This is a genomic window from Bradyrhizobium sp. CCBAU 53415, from assembly GCF_028128735.1.
Lineage (GTDB): Bacteria > Pseudomonadota > Alphaproteobacteria > Rhizobiales > Xanthobacteraceae > Bradyrhizobium.
The window spans coordinates 176344-196044 of the sequence record NZ_LBJF01000020.1 but is presented as its reverse complement, the minus strand read 5'-3'; the positions used below and the strand labels follow the sequence as shown (position 1 = coordinate 196044).

Annotated in this window: 13 protein-coding genes and 1 tRNA gene; 12 read left to right on the top strand and 2 right to left on the bottom strand. The window is 65.3% G+C overall.

Annotated features, from left to right (window positions below; genetic code table 11):
* Nucleotides 1-85 precede the first annotated feature (85 nt).
* The gene (locus XH87_RS13355) at nucleotides 86-2329 is read left to right on the top strand and encodes an O-linked N-acetylglucosamine transferase family protein (protein WP_271587617.1); all 2244 of its coding nucleotides are present in this window, start codon (nucleotides 86-88) and stop codon (nucleotides 2327-2329) included.
* A 9-nt stretch (nucleotides 2330-2338) separates the two neighbouring features.
* Here XH87_RS13355 and XH87_RS13350 read toward each other — a convergent pair whose 3' ends face one another.
* The gene (locus XH87_RS13350) at nucleotides 2339-3373 is read right to left on the bottom strand and encodes a cysteine synthase A (RefSeq protein WP_158667655.1); all 1035 of its coding nucleotides are present in this window, start codon (nucleotides 3371-3373) and stop codon (nucleotides 2339-2341) included.
* 726 nt (nucleotides 3374-4099) lie between these two features.
* Between XH87_RS13350 and XH87_RS13345 the strand changes: the two genes are divergently transcribed.
* The 7 genes from XH87_RS13345 (at nucleotide 4100) to XH87_RS13315 (ending at nucleotide 14503) form a co-directional block, all read left to right on the top strand.
* Nucleotides 4100-5551, top strand: a complete 1452-nt coding sequence (locus XH87_RS13345) for an efflux transporter outer membrane subunit (protein WP_271587616.1) — start codon at nucleotides 4100-4102, stop codon at nucleotides 5549-5551.
* Entirely contained in the window at nucleotides 5541-6932 is a 1392-nt protein-coding gene (locus tag XH87_RS13340; protein WP_271587615.1) for an efflux RND transporter periplasmic adaptor subunit, read from the top strand. Before XH87_RS13345 ends, XH87_RS13340 begins: the two co-directional genes overlap by 11 nt.
* A 36-nt stretch (nucleotides 6933-6968) precedes the next feature.
* The gene (locus XH87_RS13335; protein WP_271587614.1) at nucleotides 6969-10118 is read left to right on the top strand and encodes an efflux RND transporter permease subunit; all 3150 of its coding nucleotides are present in this window, start codon (nucleotides 6969-6971) and stop codon (nucleotides 10116-10118) included.
* On the top strand, nucleotides 10118-13222 hold the full coding sequence (locus XH87_RS13330; protein ID WP_271587613.1) for an efflux RND transporter permease subunit: 3105 nt from the start codon (nucleotides 10118-10120) through the stop codon (nucleotides 13220-13222). Before XH87_RS13335 ends, XH87_RS13330 begins: the two co-directional genes overlap by 1 nt.
* A 36-nt stretch (nucleotides 13223-13258) precedes the next feature.
* Nucleotides 13259-13999: a tRNA-uridine aminocarboxypropyltransferase gene (locus XH87_RS13325; protein WP_271587612.1), complete on the top strand. Its 741-nt coding sequence runs from the start codon at nucleotides 13259-13261 to the stop codon at nucleotides 13997-13999.
* Nucleotides 14000-14095: 96 nt separating this feature from the next.
* Nucleotides 14096-14169, top strand: a tRNA-Cys gene (locus tag XH87_RS13320).
* A gap of 13 nt (nucleotides 14170-14182) precedes the next feature.
* Complete coding sequence (locus tag XH87_RS13315) at nucleotides 14183-14503, top strand: hypothetical protein (protein WP_271587631.1); 321 nt, start codon at nucleotides 14183-14185, stop codon at nucleotides 14501-14503.
* Between the two features lie 83 nt (nucleotides 14504-14586).
* Here the strand turns inward: XH87_RS13315 and XH87_RS13310 are convergent, their stop codons facing one another.
* Entirely contained in the window at nucleotides 14587-14793 is a 207-nt protein-coding gene (locus XH87_RS13310) for a hypothetical protein (RefSeq protein ID WP_158671258.1), read from the bottom strand.
* A 258-nt stretch (nucleotides 14794-15051) separates the two neighbouring features.
* Between XH87_RS13310 and XH87_RS13305 the strand changes: the two genes are divergently transcribed.
* The 4 genes from XH87_RS13305 (at nucleotide 15052) to XH87_RS13290 (ending at nucleotide 19590) form a co-directional block, all read left to right on the top strand.
* Nucleotides 15052-15315, top strand: coding sequence for a hypothetical protein (locus tag XH87_RS13305; protein WP_271587611.1), 264 nt, complete (start codon nucleotides 15052-15054; stop codon nucleotides 15313-15315).
* A gap of 447 nt (nucleotides 15316-15762) precedes the next feature.
* On the top strand, nucleotides 15763-16683 hold the full coding sequence (locus XH87_RS13300) for an ABC transporter substrate-binding protein (RefSeq protein WP_158671256.1): 921 nt from the start codon (nucleotides 15763-15765) through the stop codon (nucleotides 16681-16683).
* Nucleotides 16683-18305 carry an amino acid ABC transporter permease/ATP-binding protein gene (locus XH87_RS13295; protein ID WP_271587610.1) on the top strand — a complete coding sequence of 541 codons (1623 nt, stop codon included), beginning with the start codon at nucleotides 16683-16685 and terminating at the stop codon, nucleotides 18303-18305. Before XH87_RS13300 ends, XH87_RS13295 begins: the two co-directional genes overlap by 1 nt.
* Before the next feature lie 43 nt (nucleotides 18306-18348).
* Nucleotides 18349-19590 carry an acetamidase/formamidase family protein gene (locus tag XH87_RS13290; RefSeq protein WP_271587609.1) on the top strand — a complete coding sequence of 414 codons (1242 nt, stop codon included), beginning with the start codon at nucleotides 18349-18351 and terminating at the stop codon, nucleotides 19588-19590.
* The last annotated feature ends 111 nt before the right edge of the window (nucleotides 19591-19701 follow it).

The following is a 19701-nucleotide window of genomic DNA, read 5'->3' as shown; positions in this document are numbered from 1 at the left end:
CGGATGCGATGCTGGTCCAGCGACCGGCGGGCCGGGCCTGCGAATCAGCTAGACTCCCTTCGGGCCATCCTTCGGAGAGAATCCTTTGCAGAGCAGCGGCGCCGGCGCGCGCGCATTTCAGAACGCGCGGTTGCAGAAGAAATTGAAGAAGCAGGTGGACGCCGTCATCGCTGCCGCGGCGAGCGCCTATGGCCAGGGCCGATATGCGGAGACCGAGGCGCTCTGCCGCCAGATCCTGCAAGCTGTTCCCGATCATTTCGATGCCACGCACTTGCTTGGCCTGTGCGCGCAAAACGGCCGGCGCCTCGAGGAGGCGCAGCGGCTGCTCGAGCGCACGATTGCGCTCGATCCTCGTTCGCACGAGGCCCATAGCCATCTCGGAACCGTGCATTTCGATCTTGGGAATTTCGAGGATGCGCGCCGGTGCCAGGAGAGGGCGATCGCACTGAAGCCGAACTTTCCACAGGGGCTGACCAGTCTCGGCAACACGCTGCTCCAGCTCAATCTCGCGGATCAGGCGATCGAACTGTACGATCGCGCCATCAGGCTGAAGCCGGACCATGCCGACGCACTCTGCAATCGTGGCCTGGCAGAGCTGGCGCTGCGCCAGTTTGACCGCGCCAGGCAGAGCTTCGAGCGCGCCCTGGTCTTTCAGCCGCGTCAGGCGGAAGCGCTCATCGGCAAGGGCGTGGTCAATATCGAGCTCAAGCACTACGATGAAGCGGAAGCAGCGCTCGCAGCGGCGCTAGCGATCAGGCCACATTCGGCCAAGGCCCTGACGCACCGCGGACGACTCAATTTCGAGCTGTCGCGGTTGGAGCAGGCGGCGGCGGATTTCGATGCAGCGCTTGCGCTTTCGCCCAGGCTCGAGGTCGCCTTGCAGGGGAAGGCGCAAGTCAGCATCCAGTTGGGGAACACGGCCGAGGCGATTGCGGCCGTCAAGATCCTGCTTGCGGAAGATCCGCGCTCGGCGATCGCGATGACGCTGTTGAGCGCCTGTTTCGCCAACCAGGGGGAGATCGCATCCACCATCGCGCATCTCGACGCCGCGCTGGCGATGGCGCCGGACAATGCGGACCTGATCGCGCGAAAGATCTTCTTTCTGGACTTTCTCTCCGACGCCGATTTCGCGATCCAGCAGGCCGCACGAAAATACTGGTGGGACGCGATCGGCGCCAAGCTTCCGCAAAGGACGCTGCCGCCGCGCCAACTCGATCCGGACCGGCGGATCGTGATCGGATATGTCGCTGCCGAGTTCTGGTACCACTCGGCGGCGTTCGCCCTGCTACCGGTGCTGCGCCATCATGATCATGCCAAATTCGAGATCGTCTGCTACTCATGCTCGCCGCGACGCGATGAGATGACCGCCGAATTCAACTCGTTTGCGGACATCTGGGTCGACGCCTGGCAGCTTTCCGACGACGAACTGGCCGACCGTATCCAGGCCGACAAGGTCGATATCCTGATCGACGTATCCGGGCATTCGTCTGGTAACAGGCTTCCTGTCTTCGCACGGAAGCCGGCGCCCATCCAGGTCACGGGTTTCGGGCACGCCACGGGGACCGGCCTCAAGACCATGGACTACGTGCTCGCTGATTCGACCTTCATTCCGCAATCGGCGCGCCACTTGCTGGCCGAAAAGGTCCATGATCTGCCGTGCCTGATCACGATCGATCCCATCCTGGATGTGCCGCCTTCGGAGCTTCCGATGCTCCGCAACGGCCATGTGACCTTCGGCGTGTTCAACCGCGTCTACAAGATCTCGGACGAGGCGATCCGGGTGTGGTCGAAGGTGATGCGCGCGGTGAGCGGATCGAAGATCATCATCAAGCACACCCTGCTTGACGATCCGTTGCTGCGCGACAGCCTGGTCGCGCGGTTCGTGGAGCAGGGCGTTGTCGAGGAGAACGTGATCTGCATGGGCTCGACCCCGCGCGCCGAGCATCTGCGGGCCTTTGCGAATGTCGACATCTCGCTCGATACGTTTCCGCAAAACGGCGGCATCAGCACCTGGGAATCGCTCTATGCGGGTGTTCCGGTCGTCGCCAAGCTCGGCAACGGCGCCTCGTCGCGCGCCGGTGGCTCCATCGTGGCCGCCGCCGGTCTCGGGGACTGGGTCGCCGAGGATGACGAAGGCTATGCCGCGATCGCGTGCAAATATGCGGCGCAGCCGGCTCATCTGGCGAAGCTGCGGGCAGAATTGCCGGCCCGGATCGCAGCTTCGCCTGCCGGGAATGTCGAGATCTACACGCGGAAGGTCGAGGCGGGATATCGCCGGTTCTGGCGCGACTATTGTGCCGCGGCCTCGGAGCGCGGCGAAGTCGCATAGTTGGGCCGATCACACGAAGGGCGGCTTGATGTTGCTGCGCTTCTCCAGCCACTCCGGCACCGGCAGGTTCTTGGCGCGCATGAAGTCCGCATTGAACAGCTTCGACAGATAGCGGCTGCCGGAATCGCACAGCACGGTGACGATCGTCTTGCCGGGCCCGAGCTGCTTGGCAAGGCGCATCGCGCCGACGATGTTGATGCCGGTCGAGCCGCCGAGGCACAGGCCTTCGTGCTGCAGCAGCTCGTAGATCACGCTGACGGCTTCGGCATCGGGAATGAGATAGGCGTCATCGACCTTTGCAGTCTCGACGATGGCGGTTGCGCGGTTGAGGCCGATGCCCTCGGTGATCGAGCCGCCCGGCGTCGCCTTGGCATCGCCGGTCCTGAAATATTCGTACATGCCGGCGCCATGCGGATCGGCGCAGGCGATACGGATGTTCTTGTTCTTCTCTTTCAGATAGCGGCTGACGCCGGCCAGCGTGCCGCCGCTGCCGACCGAGCAGACGAAGCCGTCGACCTTGCCGCTGGTCTGCTCCCAGATCTCGGGCCCCGTGGATTCGTAATGCGCCTTGGCATTGTCGAGGTTGTTCCACTGATCGGCGAACAGCACGCCATTGGGTTCGGTCTTGCGCAGTTCGTCGGCGAGCCGCCGGCCGACGTGCTGGTAGTTGTTGGGGTTGGCGTAGGGCAGGGCCGGCACCTCGATCAGCTCGGCGCCGCACAGCTTCAGAAAGTCCTTCTTCTCCTGGCTCTGGGTCTCCGGGATCACGATCAGGGTGCGGTAGCCGCGCGCGCTCGCCACGACCGCGAGCCCGATGCCGGTGTTGCCGGCGGTCGCTTCCACCACGAGACCGCCGGGCTTGAGCTCGCCACGCTTCTCCGCCTCCAGGATCATCCATTTGCCGGCGCGGTCCTTGACCGACTGGCCCGGATTCATGAACTCGGCCTTGCCGAGAATGGTGCATCCGGTCAGTTCCGAGGCGCGCTTCAGCTTGATCAGCGGGGTGTTGCCGATGGCTTCGACAACGTCGTTTCGAATGGTCATGTCGGGGGAAATCACATCAAGGGGTTGATCAGGCTTGGCCAGAACCTAGTGCTTGGGAGGCCAAAGGGGAAGGCTTTTGCGCTGCGGCGAACCGGCCGAAACGCTTGCTCAAAGAGTGATATTCTGCCTGGCCGCGAGGCGGAATGTCGGGAGGAGGAAGTGACTGGACTCCGCCAGAAAAAGATAACGCTCGTCGTGAGTGGCCTTGCGAGCAATTCCTGCCTCGGGCGAGACGGTCGAGATCGAGCAGCGTGGATAGCGTGTGGGAGCCGAAGGATATCGGCACGATGGACGGATTCGGCTTCGGCAATTGACGGTCTTGTGAGACGGCCAGAGGGGTGTGACCGAGCCGGAGCCGTATGGCGCGGTCGGATTAAAGGTCTCAGGAGCCCATGTGGCAGCAATATCACATGAAATCTTGGTAAGCTGGATCACGCTTCCAGATGTTTTGTAATGAGAGAAGTGGCTGCAAGACAGGCACATTTTACACTTTTGTCAGTTCGCTCCCGGCTCGTTGGCATGGGCATCTCGCAACTGCGGTACTGTCCCGCTGTTCCGCGCCCGGCTAATATGGGTCTCAGGTTCCGCAGAAAGCATCACCGCTGTGAACGCGTTGTCCAAGGCCCCCCGACTGTCCTGCCGCGAATCGGTTATTCCCGCGGCGCGGTGGCGGCTCGATCTGCCCGGCGGGGGATGGATGTGACACAACATGTTCCGGCGATCGCGATGCGGCGATCATTGGGGCCTACGTCCTGGACGCGCCGTGCGGCGCGCTGGCTTGCGGTGCTGTGCCTCTCCGCCGGTTCGGGCGCTTGCGTACTGACACAGGATCTTCCCGATCCCGCGCTCGACGTACCAACGCAGTATAAATATGCCGGGAAGGGGGATGCGCCGCCGTCGCTGGACTGGTGGCGCGGCTTCCGCTCTGCGGAGCTGACGCAGCTGATGGAGGAGGCGCAGACCGTCAACCTCGACATCGCCGCTGCCGTTTCGCGCATCGTCCAGGCCGATGCCCAGGCGCGACAGGCGGGCGCGGCGCTGCTGCCGAGTCTGTCGACAGGCGGGTCGGAAACCTATTCCCGCACCTCAGGCTCGAGCGCCTCCGGTCTGTCAATCGGCGGGCGCGAGGTCGTCAATTATTCGGCTTCGCTCAGCGCGAGCTATCAGCTCGACTTCTGGGGCCAGAACCGCGACGCGCTGCAGACGGCGGAGGAGACGGCGAACGCCAATCGTTTCGACCGCGACACGGTCGCGCTGACGACGCTCGCAGCCGTCGCCAATGCCTATTTCCAGGTGCTGGCCTCGCAGGACCGCATCAGGACCTCACAGCGCAACATCGCGAGCGCGCAACGCATTCTCGATGCGGTCAGGGAGCGCCGGAAGGCCGGCACCGGCACCGATCTGGACGTCGCCCAGCAGGAGAGCGTGCTCGCGAACCAGAAGGCCCTGGTGCCGCCGCTGCGCCAGACGCTCGACCAGAACGTCAACGCGCTGGCCGTCTTGGTATCGCGCCCGCCGGAGAGCGTGCGCGTGCTCGGCGGCTCACTGAACCGGATCGCGATCCCGCGCGTGACGCCCGGCCTGCCGTCGGAGCTGCTGACGCAGCGACCGGACATCCGCCGCCAGGAAGCCCAGCTCGCCTCGGCCACCGCGAACATCGGCAATGCCCGCGCGCAGTTCTTTCCGACCATTCAGTTGACCGGCAATGGCGGCTATCAGAGCTCGGCGCTGGTCTCGCTGTTCCAGCCGCACGCGGCCTTCTTCCAGCTCGTCGGCAGCGCAACGCAACCGATCTTCGACGGCGGCAGGATCCTTGGCAATTTCGAATTTGCCAAGGCGCGGCAGGACGAACTGCTCCAGACCTACCGCAAGACCATCGTCCAGGCCTTTGCCGACGTCGACAATGCGCTGTTCTCGATCAAGCAGACCACGATCCGGCTGCAATTGCAGCGCGACGTCGTCGTCGCCTCGCGCCGCGCCTTCGATCTGTCGGAGCAGCAGCTGCGCGCCGGCACTGCTGATATCGTGACCGTGCTCAACACCCAACTGACCCTGTTCCAGGCGGAAGACGCGCTGTGGCAGGCCCAACTCGCACGGCTTCTCGCCATCGTCAGCCTGTACCAGGCACTCGGCGGGGGGTGGGAGCCGAGGATGGAGAAACCGGTCAATGCTCTTTAAGCCGGACACGAAGCAGGGCGCGGAAGAGGGGACGGCGAAAAGACCGCGCGGCCGCGGCTTCGTCATGACCTTGATCACGCTCGCGATCCTGGGAGGGCTCGGCTACCTCGGCTGGACCGCCACGCATCAGCAACAGGCCAACAACCGCAACCAGCGCCCCGATCTGCCGGTGCCCGTGCTGGCGGCGAGCCCGCGCATCCAGGACGTGCCGGTCTACCTCGACGGCGTCGGCGCAATCCGGGCCCTCAACACCGTGACGGTGCGCTCGCAGGTCGACGGCAAGCTGATCGCCGTCAACTTCACGGAGGGCCAGGACGTCAAGAAGGGCGACGTGCTCGGCGAGATCGATCCGGCGATCTACCAGGCGCAGTACGACCAGGCCGTCGCCAAGAAGGCGCAGGACCAGGCCCAGCTCGCCAACCAGCGCATCGACCTTGCGCGCTACGAGCAGCTTGCTGCCTCCAATGCCGGCTCCAAGCAGCAGGCCGACACCCAGCGGGCGCTGGTCGCGCAGACCGAGGCGCTGGTGAAGGCCGACCAGGCCGCGATCGACAACGCGGCAGCGACGCTCAGTTACACCAAGATCGTGGCCCCGATCTCGGGCCGCACCGGCCTGCGCCAGGTCGACCAGGGCAACATCATCCACGCCGCCGACACCACGGGTCTCGTGGTGATCACGCAATTGCAGCCGATCGCGGCATGGTTCAGCCTGCCGCAGCAGCAGATCATGCGCGTCAACGCGGCCGCCGCAAAGGGCAGGCTCGCAGTCGACGTGTTCGGCAATGACGGCATCACCGTGATCGATACCGGCAATCTCACTGGCATCGACAACCAGGTCGACCAGACCACCGGCACGCTCAGGCTCAAGGCGGAATTCCCCAACGCCAGTTACCAGCTCTGGCCGGGCCAGTTCGTCAATGTCCGCCTCAAGGTCGAGACCTTGGCGCAGGCGCTGGTGGTACCGACCTCGGCGGTGCAGCGTGGTCCGATCGGGACCTTCAGCTATGTCATCGGCGAGGACAATATCGTGTCGGCCAAGCCCGTGACGGTGACCCAGCAGAACGAGCATGACGCCGTCATCGCCAGCGGCCTGTCGCCGAACGACAAGGTCGTCACCACGGGCTTTGCCAATCTGTCCGACGGCTCCAAGGTGATCGTCGGCCGCGACGACCAGACCCCGTCGGCGGATCTCGCCCCGCGCAAGCGTACGCGCGGGCCGGACGCCCAGAAGAAGGATGGTGCCAAAGAAGGCCAGAAGGACGGCCAGGGCAGGGACGGCGAGTTCCGCGCCAGGCGGAAGAGCAGCGAGGGCGACCAGAAGGGACAGACCGGGCCGGCCCCGGGGCCGGGGGCATCGGGAAGTGGAGCCAAGCAGCCATGATCCCGACAACAGCCGCCTGAGCGGCAGGCAGATCCCATGGGTGTCTCCGAACCCTTCATCCGCCGGCCGATCGCGACCTCGCTGCTCGGCATTGCGCTCTTGATCGGCGGGCTGCTTGGCTATTTCGCGCTGCCGGTCTCGGCGCTGCCGCAGGTCGATTTCCCGACCGTGCAGGTGACGACGCAGCTTCCGGGCGCCAGCCCCGACGTCATTGCCTCGCTGATCACCGCTCCGCTGGAGCGGCAGCTCGGTCAGATCCCGTCGCTGTCGGCGATGAATTCGACGAGTTCGTTCGGCGTCAGCCAGATATCGCTCCAGTTCGACCTCAACCGCGATATCGATGGTGCGACCCAGGACGTGCAGGCCGCGATCAACGCCGCGGCGGGCGTGCTGCCCAAGACGCTGCCTTATCCGCCGACCTACGCCAAGGTGAACCCGGCGGATGCGCCGGTCATGACGCTGGCGTTGCGCTCGGACACGATCTCGTTGCGGGTGATGAGCGACATCGCCGACACCATTCTGGCGCAACGTTTGAGTCAGATCTCCGGAGTCGGACGCGTCTCGGTGCTGGGCGGACTGAAGCCGGCGGTGCGCATCCAGGCCGATCTCGCGCGTCTCGCGGCCTATGGCATCGCCATGGAGGATCTGCGCACCGCGATCGCCAATGCCAATGTCTCGGGGCCGAAGGGCTCGCTCGACGGCGCGCAGCAATCCTACATCATCGCCGCCAACGACCAGATCGCCGCCGCCGACGCCTACAAGCCTGTCATCATCGCCTATCGCAACGGCGCGCCCGTCACCATCGGCGACGTCGCGCAGATCGTCGATGGCCTCGAGAACGACCGCACCGGCGGCTGGTATCAGGGCACGCCGGCCGTCATCATCGACATCCAGCGCCAGCCCGGCGCCAACGTCATCGACGTCGTCCGCCAGATCCGCGCCGAAATCCCCAAGGTGCAGCGCGCGATCCCAGCCGGCGTGAACCTTACCATCGTCTCCGACCGCACCGTCACCATCCGCGCCTCGGTGCGGGACGTGCAGTTCACGCTGGTCCTTGCCGTCGTGCTGGTGACGCTGGTCGTGCTGCTGTTCCTGCGTTCGGTGCGCGCAACCGTGATCGCCGGCGTCGCGCTGCCGCTGTCGCTGATCACGAGCTTCGGCATCATGTATTTTGCCGGCTTCAGCCTCGACAATCTGTCGCTGATGGCGCTCACGATCGGCACCGGCTTCGTCGTCGACGACGCCATCGTCATGATCGAGAACATCGTCCGCCACATGGAGAACGGCGACAGCGCGATGGAGGCCTCGCTGAAGGGCGCCAGCGAGATCGGCTTCACCGTGATCTCGCTGACGGTGTCGCTGATCGCGGTCTTCATTCCGCTCTTGTTCATGTCGGGCCTCGTGGGGCGCATGTTCCGCGAATTCGCGCTGACCTTGACGATCGCGGTCGTGACGTCGGCGGTGGTCTCGCTGACGCTGACGCCGATGATGTGCTCACGCCTGCTCAAGCATGCCCATCAGGAGCTGGCGGTGCCGGGATTGGCCGCGATCAGCCGCTTCATCGATCGCACGGTCGATGCCTATCACAGGTCGCTTCTGTGGGTCCTGGAACGTCAGCGCGCCACGCTGGTCGTGACCTTCGCCACGCTGATCGCAACCCTGGTACTTTATGTCGTCGCGCCGAAGGGCTTCCTCCCGCTCCAGGACACGGCCTCGATCACGGCGGTGACGGAGGCCGGGCCCGACGTGTCGTTCGCGGAGATGCAGAAGCGGCAGGCCGAGGCGGCCGCCGCCATCAAGGCCGACCCTGACGTCGTCGGCGTGGTCTCGGTGATCGGTGCGGGCTCGGTCAATCCGACCACCAATGTCGGCCGACTCGTCATGAGCTTGAGGCCGCGCGGCGAGCGGCGTGACGACGTCGCAGGCGTCGTGACGCGGCTGAAGGAGCGGGTATCAGGCATCCCCGGCATGACCGTCTATTTCCAGCCGGTGCAGGACGTGCAGATCTCGACCCAGTCGAGCCGCTCGCAATACCAGTACACGCTGACCGGCACCGATGCGACGCTGGTCTCGGAATGGGCGCGCAAGCTGGTTGCGGAGATGCGGCGCAATCCCTTGTTCCGAGACGTCTCCTCTGAGGCGCAGGAGGGCGGCCTGCGGGCCCAGCTCGATGTCGACCGCACCCGCGCCGGCCAGCTCGGCGTCAGCCTCCAGGCCATCACCGACACGCTGAACGACGCCTTCGCGCAACGCCAGATCTCGACCATCTACGGCCAAGCCAACCAGTACCGCGTGGTGCTGGAGGCCCTGCCGATGTACCAGCGTGATCCCTCGATCCTGTCAAAACTATATCTGCCGGGCGCCGCCAGCACCACCGTCGGCGCCCCCAGTGCCCAGGTGCCGCTGTCGGCCGTGGCGACGCTGAAGCGAACCACGGCGCCGCTCGCGATCTCGCACCAGGCGCAATTCCCCGCCGTCTCGCTCAGCTTTAACCTCGCGCCGGGCGCAGCGCTGGGCGATGCCGTCGAGGCGGTCAAGACGATCGAGACCCGGATCGGCATGCCCAACAGCATCGTCGGCGTCTATGCCGGCGATGCCGCCGAATTCGCCAAGGCGCTCGCCGGACAGCCCTGGCTCCTGCTTGCCGCCGTGATCACCATCTACATCGTGCTCGGCGTGCTCTATGAGAGCTACATCCACCCGATCACGATCCTGTCGACGCTGCCTTCGGCCGGCGTCGGTGCGATCCTTGCGCTGATGCTGTGCGGGCAGGACCTTTCGGTGATCGGCCTGATCGGCATCATCCTCCTGATGGGCATCGTCAAGAAGAACGCGATCATGATGATCGACTTCGCGCTGGAGGCGGAGCGCGGGCAGGGGATGCCGCCCAATGAGGCGATCGTGCAGGCGTGTCTCTTGCGCTTCCGCCCGATCATGATGACGACGCTGGCGGCGCTGTTCGGCGCGCTGCCGCTCGCGATCGAAAGCGGCACCGGCGCCGAGCTGCGCTTCCCGCTCGGCATCTCCATCATCGGCGGCCTGCTGCTGAGCCAGCTCCTGACGCTCTACACCACGCCCGTGATCTACCTCGCGCTCGACCGCATCAACCGCCGCCTCGAGCAGGCGCTGCCGCCGGCCGAATCCGGCGGCCCGCCGGTCGCCGGCGCGACCGAGGGGATGCAGTGATGGCGTCGATCTCGGAGCCCTTCATCCGCCGCCCGGTCGCGACCACGCTGCTGTCGATCGGGTTGTTCCTGCTGGGTGTCGTCGCCTACGAGTTCCTGCCCGTCGCCTCGGTCCCGAACGTCGACTTCCCCGCCATCTTCGTGTCGGCCAGCCGGCCCGGCGCCGATCCGTCCGTGATGGCAGCCACGGTGGCTTCGCCACTGGAACGGCGGCTGGGTGAGATCGCCGGCATCAACCAGATCACCTCGACCTCGACGCTCGGCACGACCAGCATCCAGCTCCAATTCGACATCGGCCGCAACATCGACAAGGCCGCACGCGACGTGCAGGCGGCGATCAACGCCGCGATGGTCGACCTGCCGAGCGACCTGCCGACGCTGCCGCGCTTCCGCAAGGCGAATACGGCCGGCGCGCCCGTCTTCGTGCTGGCGCTGACCTCGAAGACGCTGTCGGCAAGCGCGATCTATGACGTCGCCGACACCGTGCTGGCGCAGCGCATCTCGCAGGTGCCGGGCGTCGGCGACGTCACGGTGTCCGGCGCCGACCAGCCGGCCGTGCGGGTGCAGCTCAATCCCGTCGCGCTGTCGAACGCCGGTATCGCCACCGACGACGTTCGGACCGCAATCGTCAACGCGAACCCGCTTGGTCCCGTCGGCATCTTCGAAGGCGAGCGTCAGAGCGAGACGCTGGCACTCAACCGGCAGATGCGTACTGCGAAAGAGTTCCGCGATATCGTCATCAAGAGCTCCAACGGCAATTTCGTGCGGCTCTCCGACGTCGCCGACATCGAGGATTCCGTCCGCAACGCCCGCTCGATCGCCTGGTTCAACAAGCAGCCGGCGGTGCTGATCCAGATCACCAAGCAGGGCGATGCCAACGTCATCGGCACCGTCAACAGAGTCAAGGCGCTGATCCCCGCGCTGAAGCAGTGGATTCCGGCCGGCGTCGAGATCTCGACTTTGGTCGACCGCACCGGCACGATCCGCGCCAGCGTGCTCGATATGCAGTGGACCCTGCTGGCGACCGCGTTCCTGGTGATGGCCGTGGTGTTCGTGTTCCTGCGGCGGCTGACCCCGACGATCGCGGCCGGCATCTCGGTGCCGCTGGCGCTGGCCGGCACCTGCGCCGGCATGTGGGTCGCAGGCTTCTCGATCGACAATCTGTCGCTGATGGCGCTGGCGATTTCCGTCGGCTTCGTGGTCGACGACGCCATCGTCATGATCGAGAACATGTATCGTAACCTCGAGCATGGCATGCGACCGTTCCGGGCGGCGCAGGAGGGGGCGAAGCAGATCGGCTTCACGGTGGTTTCGATCAGCCTGTCGCTGATCGCGGCGTTCACGCCGCTGATCTTCATGGACGGCATCGTCGGCCGCCTCTTGCGCGAATTCTCGCTGACGTTGACCTTCGCCATTCTGGTCTCGACGCTGGTGTCACTGACGGTGACGCCGATGATCTGCGCCCACTACATCCGGCAAACCACTTCCGATTCCGCGACCCTGTTCGACCGCATTATCGAGGGCGCGCTGTCGCGCGTTGTCGCCTTCTACACCCGGACCCTGCGCGTCGTTCTGGAGTTTCCGCTGCTGACGCTGCTGGTATTCTTCGCCACCATCGCGCTTACGGTGACGCTCTACATCAAGGTCCCCAAGGGCTATTTCCCGACGGACGATTCCGGTTTCATCATTGGCGCGACGCGCGCCTCGGCCGACATCTCGTTCCAGTCGATGCTCGGCCTGCAGCAGCGGCTCGCCGACATCGTGATGCAGGATCCGGCCGTGGCAGGCATCGGTTCGACCGTCGGCGCCGGAGGCGGGCCGGGGGGAGCAACCTCGAACCGCGGCATCATGTACATCAGCCTGAAGCCGCCGGAGGAGCGCGACCACGTCTCGACGCAGGTCGTGATCGACCGTCTGAGGCGCGCGCTGTACCCCGTGCCCGGCATCCGTCTCTTCATGTTCGCCGCCCAGGACGTCCGTGCCGGCGGCCGGCAGAGCGATTCCGACTACCAGTACACGCTGACCAGCACCGAGCTCGGTCTGCTGCAGAAGTGGGCGCCGATCGTCGCCAAGCGCATGGAGAGCGTCGAGGGCATCACCGACATCTCCAGCAACCGCGACCCCGGCGGCCTTCAGCTCACGCTCGCCATCGACCGGCAGAAGGCCTCGGCGCTCGGCGTCAGGGTTCAGGACATCGACAACGCGCTGAACAACGCCTTCTCGCAGCGCCAAATCTCGATCATCTACACCCAGCGCAACCAGTACATGATCGTGCTGGAGATCGATCCGAAATTCCAGGTCGATCCCTCCAACCTCGAGCGCATCTATGTCGCGGGTGCGGGCGATGCGCAGGTGCCGCTGTCGGCCGTGGTGCACGCGACGCGTGGTCTTGCCGCGCTTGCGGTCTATCACTCGCAATCATTCCCCTCGACCACGGTGTCGTTCAACCTCTTGCCCGACGTGCAGCTCCAGGCGGCGACGCAAAACATCCAGCGGGCCGTGGAGGAACTGCACATGCCCGAGGGCATTCGCGGCAGCTTCGACGGCAATGCCGGCGATTTCGCCAGGACCAGCAGCCGTCAGCCGCTTCTGATCCTCGGCGCGCTGGTCGCGATGTATATCGTGTTGGGGGTGCTCTATGAGAGCCTTGCCCATCCGCTCACGATCATCTCGACGCTGCCCTCGGCCGGGTTAGGTGCCCTGCTCGCCTTGCAACTCACCAACACGCCGCTGACGGTGATCGCTTTCGTCGGCATCATCCTCTTGATCGGCATCGTCAAGAAGAACGGCATCATGATGGTCGACTTCGCGCTCGATGCCGAGCGCCAGCGCGGCCTGTCCTCGGCGGAGGCGATCTTCGAGGCCTGCCAGGCACGCTTCCGCCCGATCCTGATGACGACCATGGCGGCGCTGTTCGCCGGCATTCCGCTCGTGGTCGCGACCGGCCCCGGCACGGAGCTGCGCCGTCCGCTCGGCATCACCATCATCGGTGGCCTGTTCGTCTCGCAGATCCTGACGCTCTACACCACGCCCGTGATCTACCTCTTGATCGACCGCCTGCGGCGGCGCTCCGAGCCGCGTCCGCTGGCTGCACCGGCGGAATAGGTTGTTGAAGCGCCGCCTCAAGCGTATAGCGGCGCCATGTCCAATCCGCCCGACACTGCCGCCGCACCGGCCGAGCCGATCCCCGAATGCCCGCATTGCCAGAAGCCGATGCCGCTCTGCATCTGCGAGAGCGTTACGCCAATTGAAAATCGGCTGTCGCTCCTGATCCTCCAGCATCCGCAGGAGCAGGACAGGGCGCTCGGCACCGCGCGCCTGCTTGCCAGACATTTCGCCGATGCGACCGTGCGGGTCGGCCTGTCCTGGCCGAGCCTGTCCAAGGCGCTGGGGCGGCCGGTCGAGAACGCCTCGCACTGGGCCGTGCTCTATCTCGGCTCGGCGCGCGCGGCCGATCTCGAGGCCGAAGGCGAGATCGTCGCGCTCAACCGCAAGGGTGAGGTCGCGGAGAACCAGCGCGCGATGCTCGCCAGGCTCGAAGGCGTGGTGCTGCTCGACGGCACCTGGAGCCAGGCCAAGGCGCTGTGGTGGCGCAATCCCTGGATGCTCAAGTGCCAGCGCGTGATCCTCAATCCGGCGCATCCCTCGCGCTATGGGCGCCTGCGCCGCGAGCCGCGCAGCGACGGCCTCTCGACCATCGAGGCCGCGGCGACGATCCTCGCCGGGCTCGAGCGGCGTCCTGACATCGCCGATACGCTGCATGCGAGTTTTGAGCGGCTGTTGACACGCTACTGCGAAGTCCAGGCTGAGATGCCTGAACTGGCGCCCAAACCTGCCCCGAAGGGCCGCCGGCGCGACTTCAGACGTCGCAAACGCGCCTGAGACTTCCGGTCCACAACGGAAGACGCCTTCGCCGCCATGGTCGGACGAAGGCGGTTGCCTAAACCCTTCATCCCCTATATTGCTCCGCCGTTACGGGGCCACGTGGCGGAGTGGTTACGCGCCGGTCTGCAAAACCGTTTACTCGGGTTCGAGTCCCGACGTGGCCTCCATCACAAGCATCTGATGTTTCAGTATAAAATCGCCTTTGCGCAGGATTGCGCGTCCTGCCCGGCAGGCGGTCGGCGGGCTGCACACCGGGTTTGCCCGGGGCGTGCGGAAACCGCTGATTCAGGCCGGCTGGCACAGAGTTCGCATCGATTGGGTGAAATATTCGATCAATCGAGCGCTGGAGAAGCCGTGGGCGATATCGTCCGATTTGTTCCGAAATCCGAGCTGGAGCGGGCCCGCCTCATTCGCGAAGCCCGTGCGATCTATGACAGCATCTTTCCGCCCCCGGCGCCTGCCAGGACTCGGCAGGACGGCGAGGATCAGGTCAAGACATGATCGCGGCCGCGCCGGGCATCGGTGCCGGTCCATAGCACAACGCCCGCGAGGCGCGGGCGTTGCGGTTCACAACGGAAAGGCCCTCAGCAGGCCGCGTACCAGCCGTCCGGAAACGGCAGGAGGGGCCAGGCGCCCTCGTTGTCATTGGCGGCCTTTGGGGTTGTCCTGGGTGTCTTGTCGAAACTCCACGAGCGAGGCACGAATTCCTCCCCCGGCGCGGGAGCCAGATCTTCAAACACCATGGCGTCCCGGACGGCATCCAGCAGCAGGTTGAATTCGGCTTCGCTCATCACACCCTCCGAAACGCGGATGACGCAATGTCGCAAAGCCGGTTTGTTTCCGGATTGACCCGATCGCTCGCATTTTAACGATCCGGCGATCGGAACCCGATTGGTTAGCGATTCCTGAAAATCCCCGGGCGAACCGTAAGTGCCTCCGCGGCCCGGCGGGTGTGAAGGAGATCACATTCCCAGTGATTTGTTTCTCCTACCTCTTCGCACCGTGCTGGCTGGAAACAAGCCGGGCAGGGCAGAACGGGAGAGTTGGTCATGAAGGCAAGGTTCTTGCGGTTTGCGGGCGTAAAGAGCCGGGCGCGCCGCGCATCGACGGTCGGGCTGTTCCTGTCGCTGTTTGCCTCCGCCGCTCAGGCGCAGCATGGGACTCCCGAACAGCGCCGGGCCTGCACCCCCGACGTCTACCGGCTCTGCGCCGGCGAAATCCCCAACGTCCGCGCCATCACGGCCTGCCTGCGCCGCAACCGTGCCAGCCTGAGCGAGGCCTGCCGCACGGTGTTCGATCACGCCGGCGGCTGAGCTGCCCCCCCTGTGGGTTTGTGCGCAGCAAGTATCTCGCACGGGCTCACGAATCCGGCGTAGTCAGCCTGTGGATATGCTGCGGACAGGCTGTGGAGGGCCAGTTGGTTTGCTGCGGATGCCGGCCGTAGGTGCTTCGTTCCGGCGTCGCACCTCCCCTGGCCGGCTTCATATCCCTGTCAAATAGCCTCACCGAATGTTTTTCTGATCGGACAGATCGCTCCGCCATCCGAGATCATTTGGTTCTCCGGAATTCGATAGTCCCGCAGCAGCGCCACTTCGTGGCCTGCGAACAGTTTTTGTGCAGTCCCTTGCCCAATTGCCGGGCGCACTCCATCCAATTTTTTGTACGCCTGCGGACAAGCTTTTCGCGGCGCACTCCCGCACGCTTCCTCCCCGATCACTGGACCATGGCAGGTGCCATGACATTTCGGAGGAACTGGCGAGATGGAGAAATCGGTTTGGCCCCAGGCGCGGCGGGGAACGGCGCGCGCATCATTGCCATGGCGCAAGGCCACGCTCGGCGCCGCCATCGCTTTCGGTCTCGTCGCCGCCGCGCCGCTGAGCGCGCAGGCTGCAGCGCCCGCCGCCTGCGCCGCGCTCCAGGAGAAATACCCGGACTGGAAGGGCAAGACGCTGGTCAACGCCATCAACCCGCATACGCCGGGCTATGAGACCATCGATCCCAAGGACCCCAGCAAATACATCGGCTTCGATATCGATCTCGGCGAAGCCATCGGCGAATGCCTCGGCTTCAAGCTGACCTACAAGCCGGTGACGTTCGCGGCGCTCCTGACCACGCTCGCCGCCGGCCAGGCCGACATCGTCATCTCCGACATTTATGCCACCAAGGAACGCGCGAAGGCGGCCGACTTCATCACCTATTCGAAGGTGTTCGACGGCGTGCTGGTCGCGAAGGGCAATCCGAAAGGCATCAATGGCATCAACATGTCGATGTGCGGCACGGCTGCCGCCGAGAACACCGGCTATGTCGAGGTGCCCCTGATCCAGGCGCTGATCCCGGAGTGCAAGAAGGCCGGCAAGCCCGAGCCGACGATCCAGCTCTATGACAACAACGCCAACTGCATCCAGGCGATCCTCGCCGGCCGCGCCGACACCTACATCAACGACGTCAATACCGTCGACAGCGCGGTGAAGGCCTATCCGGACAAGCTGGAAAAAGCCATCGCGGTGACGATCCCGTATTCGGTCGGCATCGCCGTTCCCAAGGACAAGCCGAAATTCCGTGACGCCGTGCTCGCCGCGCTGATCGAGGTGCAGAAGGCCGGCACCCACATGGAACTCCTGAAGAAGCATGGGCTCGACGTGAACAACTTCAAGGAGCCGGACATCCTGACGGCCGACTGATGTCGCTGTTCCTCCACTACCTGAGCCTGCCATATCTGCTCGAGGGCATCGAGCTCACTCTCGAGGTGACCGCCCTCGGGCTCGGCGGTGGATTGATCCTCGGATTGATCCTCGCCGGCATGCAGCTCTCACGCTTCTGGCCGCTGGCGGCGATCGCCAGGGCCTATACCGTGATCTTCCGCGGCACGCCGCTGATCCTGCAGATGGTGTTCGCCTACGACGCGCTGCCGCATATCGGCATCAAGCTTCCAGCGGTGCTCGCCGCCGGCCTCGCGCTCGCCTGCAACGAGGCGCCCTTCATCGCGGAGATGCTGCGCGCCGGCGTGCTCGGCGTCGACCGCGGGCAGGTGACGGCCGGCCAGGCGCTGGGCATGACGCCGTCAGTGCTGATGCGCCGTGTGATCGCGCCGCAGGCGATCCGCACCATGATCCCGGCCTTTGGCAACGAGGCCGTCAGCGCGCTGAAGAATTCCTCGCTGGCCTCCGTCGTCGCGGTGCAGGAGCTGACCTTGCGCTCGACGCAGCTCGCGTCCTCGACCTTCGACTTCTTCTCGATCTTCTTCGCCTCGGGTCTGCTCTATCTCGTGCTGACCGCGACCATCAGCGCCATCCAGCTCTTCGTCGAATGGTTGCTCGATCTCGACCGCACCACGCGCCGCGAGCGCAAGCTCGCCGATTATCTGCCCTGGCGCCGGGTCGATCTCGCCACCAAGCTCGAACTTGCTGCGACGACCGACACCGATTCCAATCCCGCTCCCGCAGATATCGCGGACACCCCGCCGCTGGCCCTGACGCGCGAGGAGCGTACCCGCCGCGCCGCGACGATCGCGCGCAACAACATCGCGGTGGAAGCAAAGGACCTCACCAAGAGCTACGGCCCGCAGAAGGTGCTCGATGGCCTCGATCTCACGGTACGCGTTGGCGAGGTGGTCGCGCTGCTCGGGCCCAGCGGCTCCGGCAAGAGCACGCTGCTTCGCTGCATCAACCATCTCGAAAGCTGGGACGTCGGCACCGTGCGCGTCGGCGGCCGGCGCCTCGGCTTTGGCGAGGACGGCAAGCCGCTGTCGCCGCGGGCGATCGCCAATGAGCGCGCCAGTGTCGGCGTCGGCATGGTGTTCCAGCAGTTCAATCTGTTCGCTCATCTGTCGGCGAAGGAGAACATCGCCGGTCCCCTGCGCTGGGTTCACGGCATGACGCGCATCGACGCCGACCGCCGCGCCACCGAGCTGCTCGACCGCGTCGGTCTCTCGCATCGCGCCGACGCGCTGCCGCGGCATCTCTCCGGCGGCCAGCAGCAGCGTGTCGCCATCGCCCGCGCGCTCGCGCCGAACCCGAGCGTGCTGCTGCTGGACGAGCCGACCTCGGCGCTCGATCCGGAGCTGGTCAACGAAGTGCTGGAGGTGATCCGCCGCCTCGCCATCGACGATGGCCTCACCATGATCATCTCGACGCACCAGATCCGGTTCGCCGACGAGGTTGCCGACCGCGTCGCTTTCCTGAGCGGCGGCGCGATCATCGAGGAGGGGCCGGCGCATGAGGTGCTCTCCAATCCCCGCAACCCGCTGACGGCGCGTTTCCTCAGCGTGATGGAAGCCGACAAGACTCCGGAGGCGGTGCGATGAGCGGCGCATCCACAACGTTCAAGTCTCCCGAAGAGGCCACCTCATGAAGCATGTCACGCTGCCGGTTTCGCCGAAGACCGTCCACTGGGGCTATTTCTCCAAGAAAGTCGCGCCTGCCCTGACGCTGCGCTCCGGGGATCGCGCCACCATCGAGACGCTGACCCACCACGCCAACGACGATTACGAGCGCATGATCCAGGGCGATCCCGGCGCCGAGAGCGTGTTCCAATGGACTCGCGAGCACAAGGCCGTGGCGCGCCGCGGCTCCGGCCCGACGGTGGGCCCGTTCATTCGCGGCGCAGGCGAGGGGATCGGCGTGCACCTGCTCACCGGACCGGTCGCGATCGAAGGCGCCGAGCCCGGCGACATCCTCGAAGTGCGCATCCTCGACGTCCGGCCGCGGCCGAGCTGCAGCGCCTGCCATGCCGGCCGCTGCTTTGGCTCCAACGTCGCGGCGAACTGGGGCTTTCACTATCATGACCTGATCGAGGAGCCGAAGCCGCGCGAGGTCGTCACCATCTTCGAGCTCGACACCTCGGGCGAACCTTATGCGAAGGCGGTCTACAACTATGTCTGGACGCCACAGACCGACCCTGACGGTATCGTGCATCGGACCATCGACTACCCCGGCGTGCGCGTGGACCACGCCTCCATCAGGAAGCGCGAGAACATCCTGTCCAGCGTGAAGGTGCCGGCGCGACTGCATTTCGGCACGATGGGTCTCGCACCATCGGAAGCCGATTTCGTCAGCTCGATTCCGCCGAGCTACACCGGCGGCAACATCGACGACTGGCGCATCGGCAAGGGCGCGCGGATGTTCTATCCGGTCGCAGTCCCCGGCGCCTATTTCTCGGTCGGCGATCCCCATGCTGCCCAGGGCGACAGCGAGCTCGGCGGCACCGCGATCGAGACCTCGCTGACCGGTGACTTCGAATTCATCCTGCACAAGAAGGCCGATCTCGCCGGCACCAGCCTCGAAGGCCTCGACCACCCGATGCTGGAGACCGACCACGCCTGGTCGTTCTACGGCTTCACCTATCCGAACTATCTCGCCGCGCTCGGCAACGACGCGCAAACCGAGATTGCCAATCACTCCAGTCTCGACCGTGCGATGCGCGATGCGTTCCGCAAGCTCCGCCGGTTTTTGATGACCGTGCACGGCCTCAGCGAGGACGAGGCGATCTCGCTGATGTCGGTGGGCGCTGATTTCGGCGTCACCCAGGTCGTCGACGCCAATTGGGGCGTCCACGGCACGATCCGCAAAAACATCTTCCGGTGCGACTAATGCATTGAAGTGCGTTCCATATTCGCGACCAGCACATGACCGACAAACCTCATCTGCGACCGGTCGCCGCGACGGACGACCGCATGCGTCTGGCACGGAGGTTGCTTCGAT

Bases quoted from the DNA above. Each gene is read 5' to 3' on its own strand.
- XH87_RS13350 (WP_158667655.1), bottom strand. From the start codon at position 3,373: ATGACCATTCGAAACGACGTTGTCGAAGCCATCGGCAACACCCCGCTG.
- XH87_RS13345 (WP_271587616.1), top strand. From the start codon at position 4,100: ATGCGGCGATCATTGGGGCCTACGTCCTGGACGCGCCGTGCGGCGCGC.
- XH87_RS13340 (WP_271587615.1), top strand. From the start codon at position 5,541: ATGCTCTTTAAGCCGGACACGAAGCAGGGCGCGGAAGAGGGGACGGCG.
- XH87_RS13335 (WP_271587614.1), top strand. From the start codon at position 6,969: ATGGGTGTCTCCGAACCCTTCATCCGCCGGCCGATCGCGACCTCGCTG.
- XH87_RS13330 (WP_271587613.1), top strand. From the start codon at position 10,118: ATGGCGTCGATCTCGGAGCCCTTCATCCGCCGCCCGGTCGCGACCACG.
- XH87_RS13325 (WP_271587612.1), top strand. From the start codon at position 13,259: ATGTCCAATCCGCCCGACACTGCCGCCGCACCGGCCGAGCCGATCCCC.
- XH87_RS13315 (WP_271587631.1), top strand. From the start codon at position 14,183: ATGTTTCAGTATAAAATCGCCTTTGCGCAGGATTGCGCGTCCTGCCCG.
- XH87_RS13310 (WP_158671258.1), bottom strand. From the start codon at position 14,793: ATGAGCGAAGCCGAATTCAACCTGCTGCTGGATGCCGTCCGGGACGCC.
- XH87_RS13305 (WP_271587611.1), top strand. From the start codon at position 15,052: ATGAAGGCAAGGTTCTTGCGGTTTGCGGGCGTAAAGAGCCGGGCGCGC.
- XH87_RS13300 (WP_158671256.1), top strand. From the start codon at position 15,763: ATGGAGAAATCGGTTTGGCCCCAGGCGCGGCGGGGAACGGCGCGCGCA.
- XH87_RS13295 (WP_271587610.1), top strand. From the start codon at position 16,683: ATGTCGCTGTTCCTCCACTACCTGAGCCTGCCATATCTGCTCGAGGGC.
- XH87_RS13290 (WP_271587609.1), top strand. From the start codon at position 18,349: ATGAAGCATGTCACGCTGCCGGTTTCGCCGAAGACCGTCCACTGGGGC.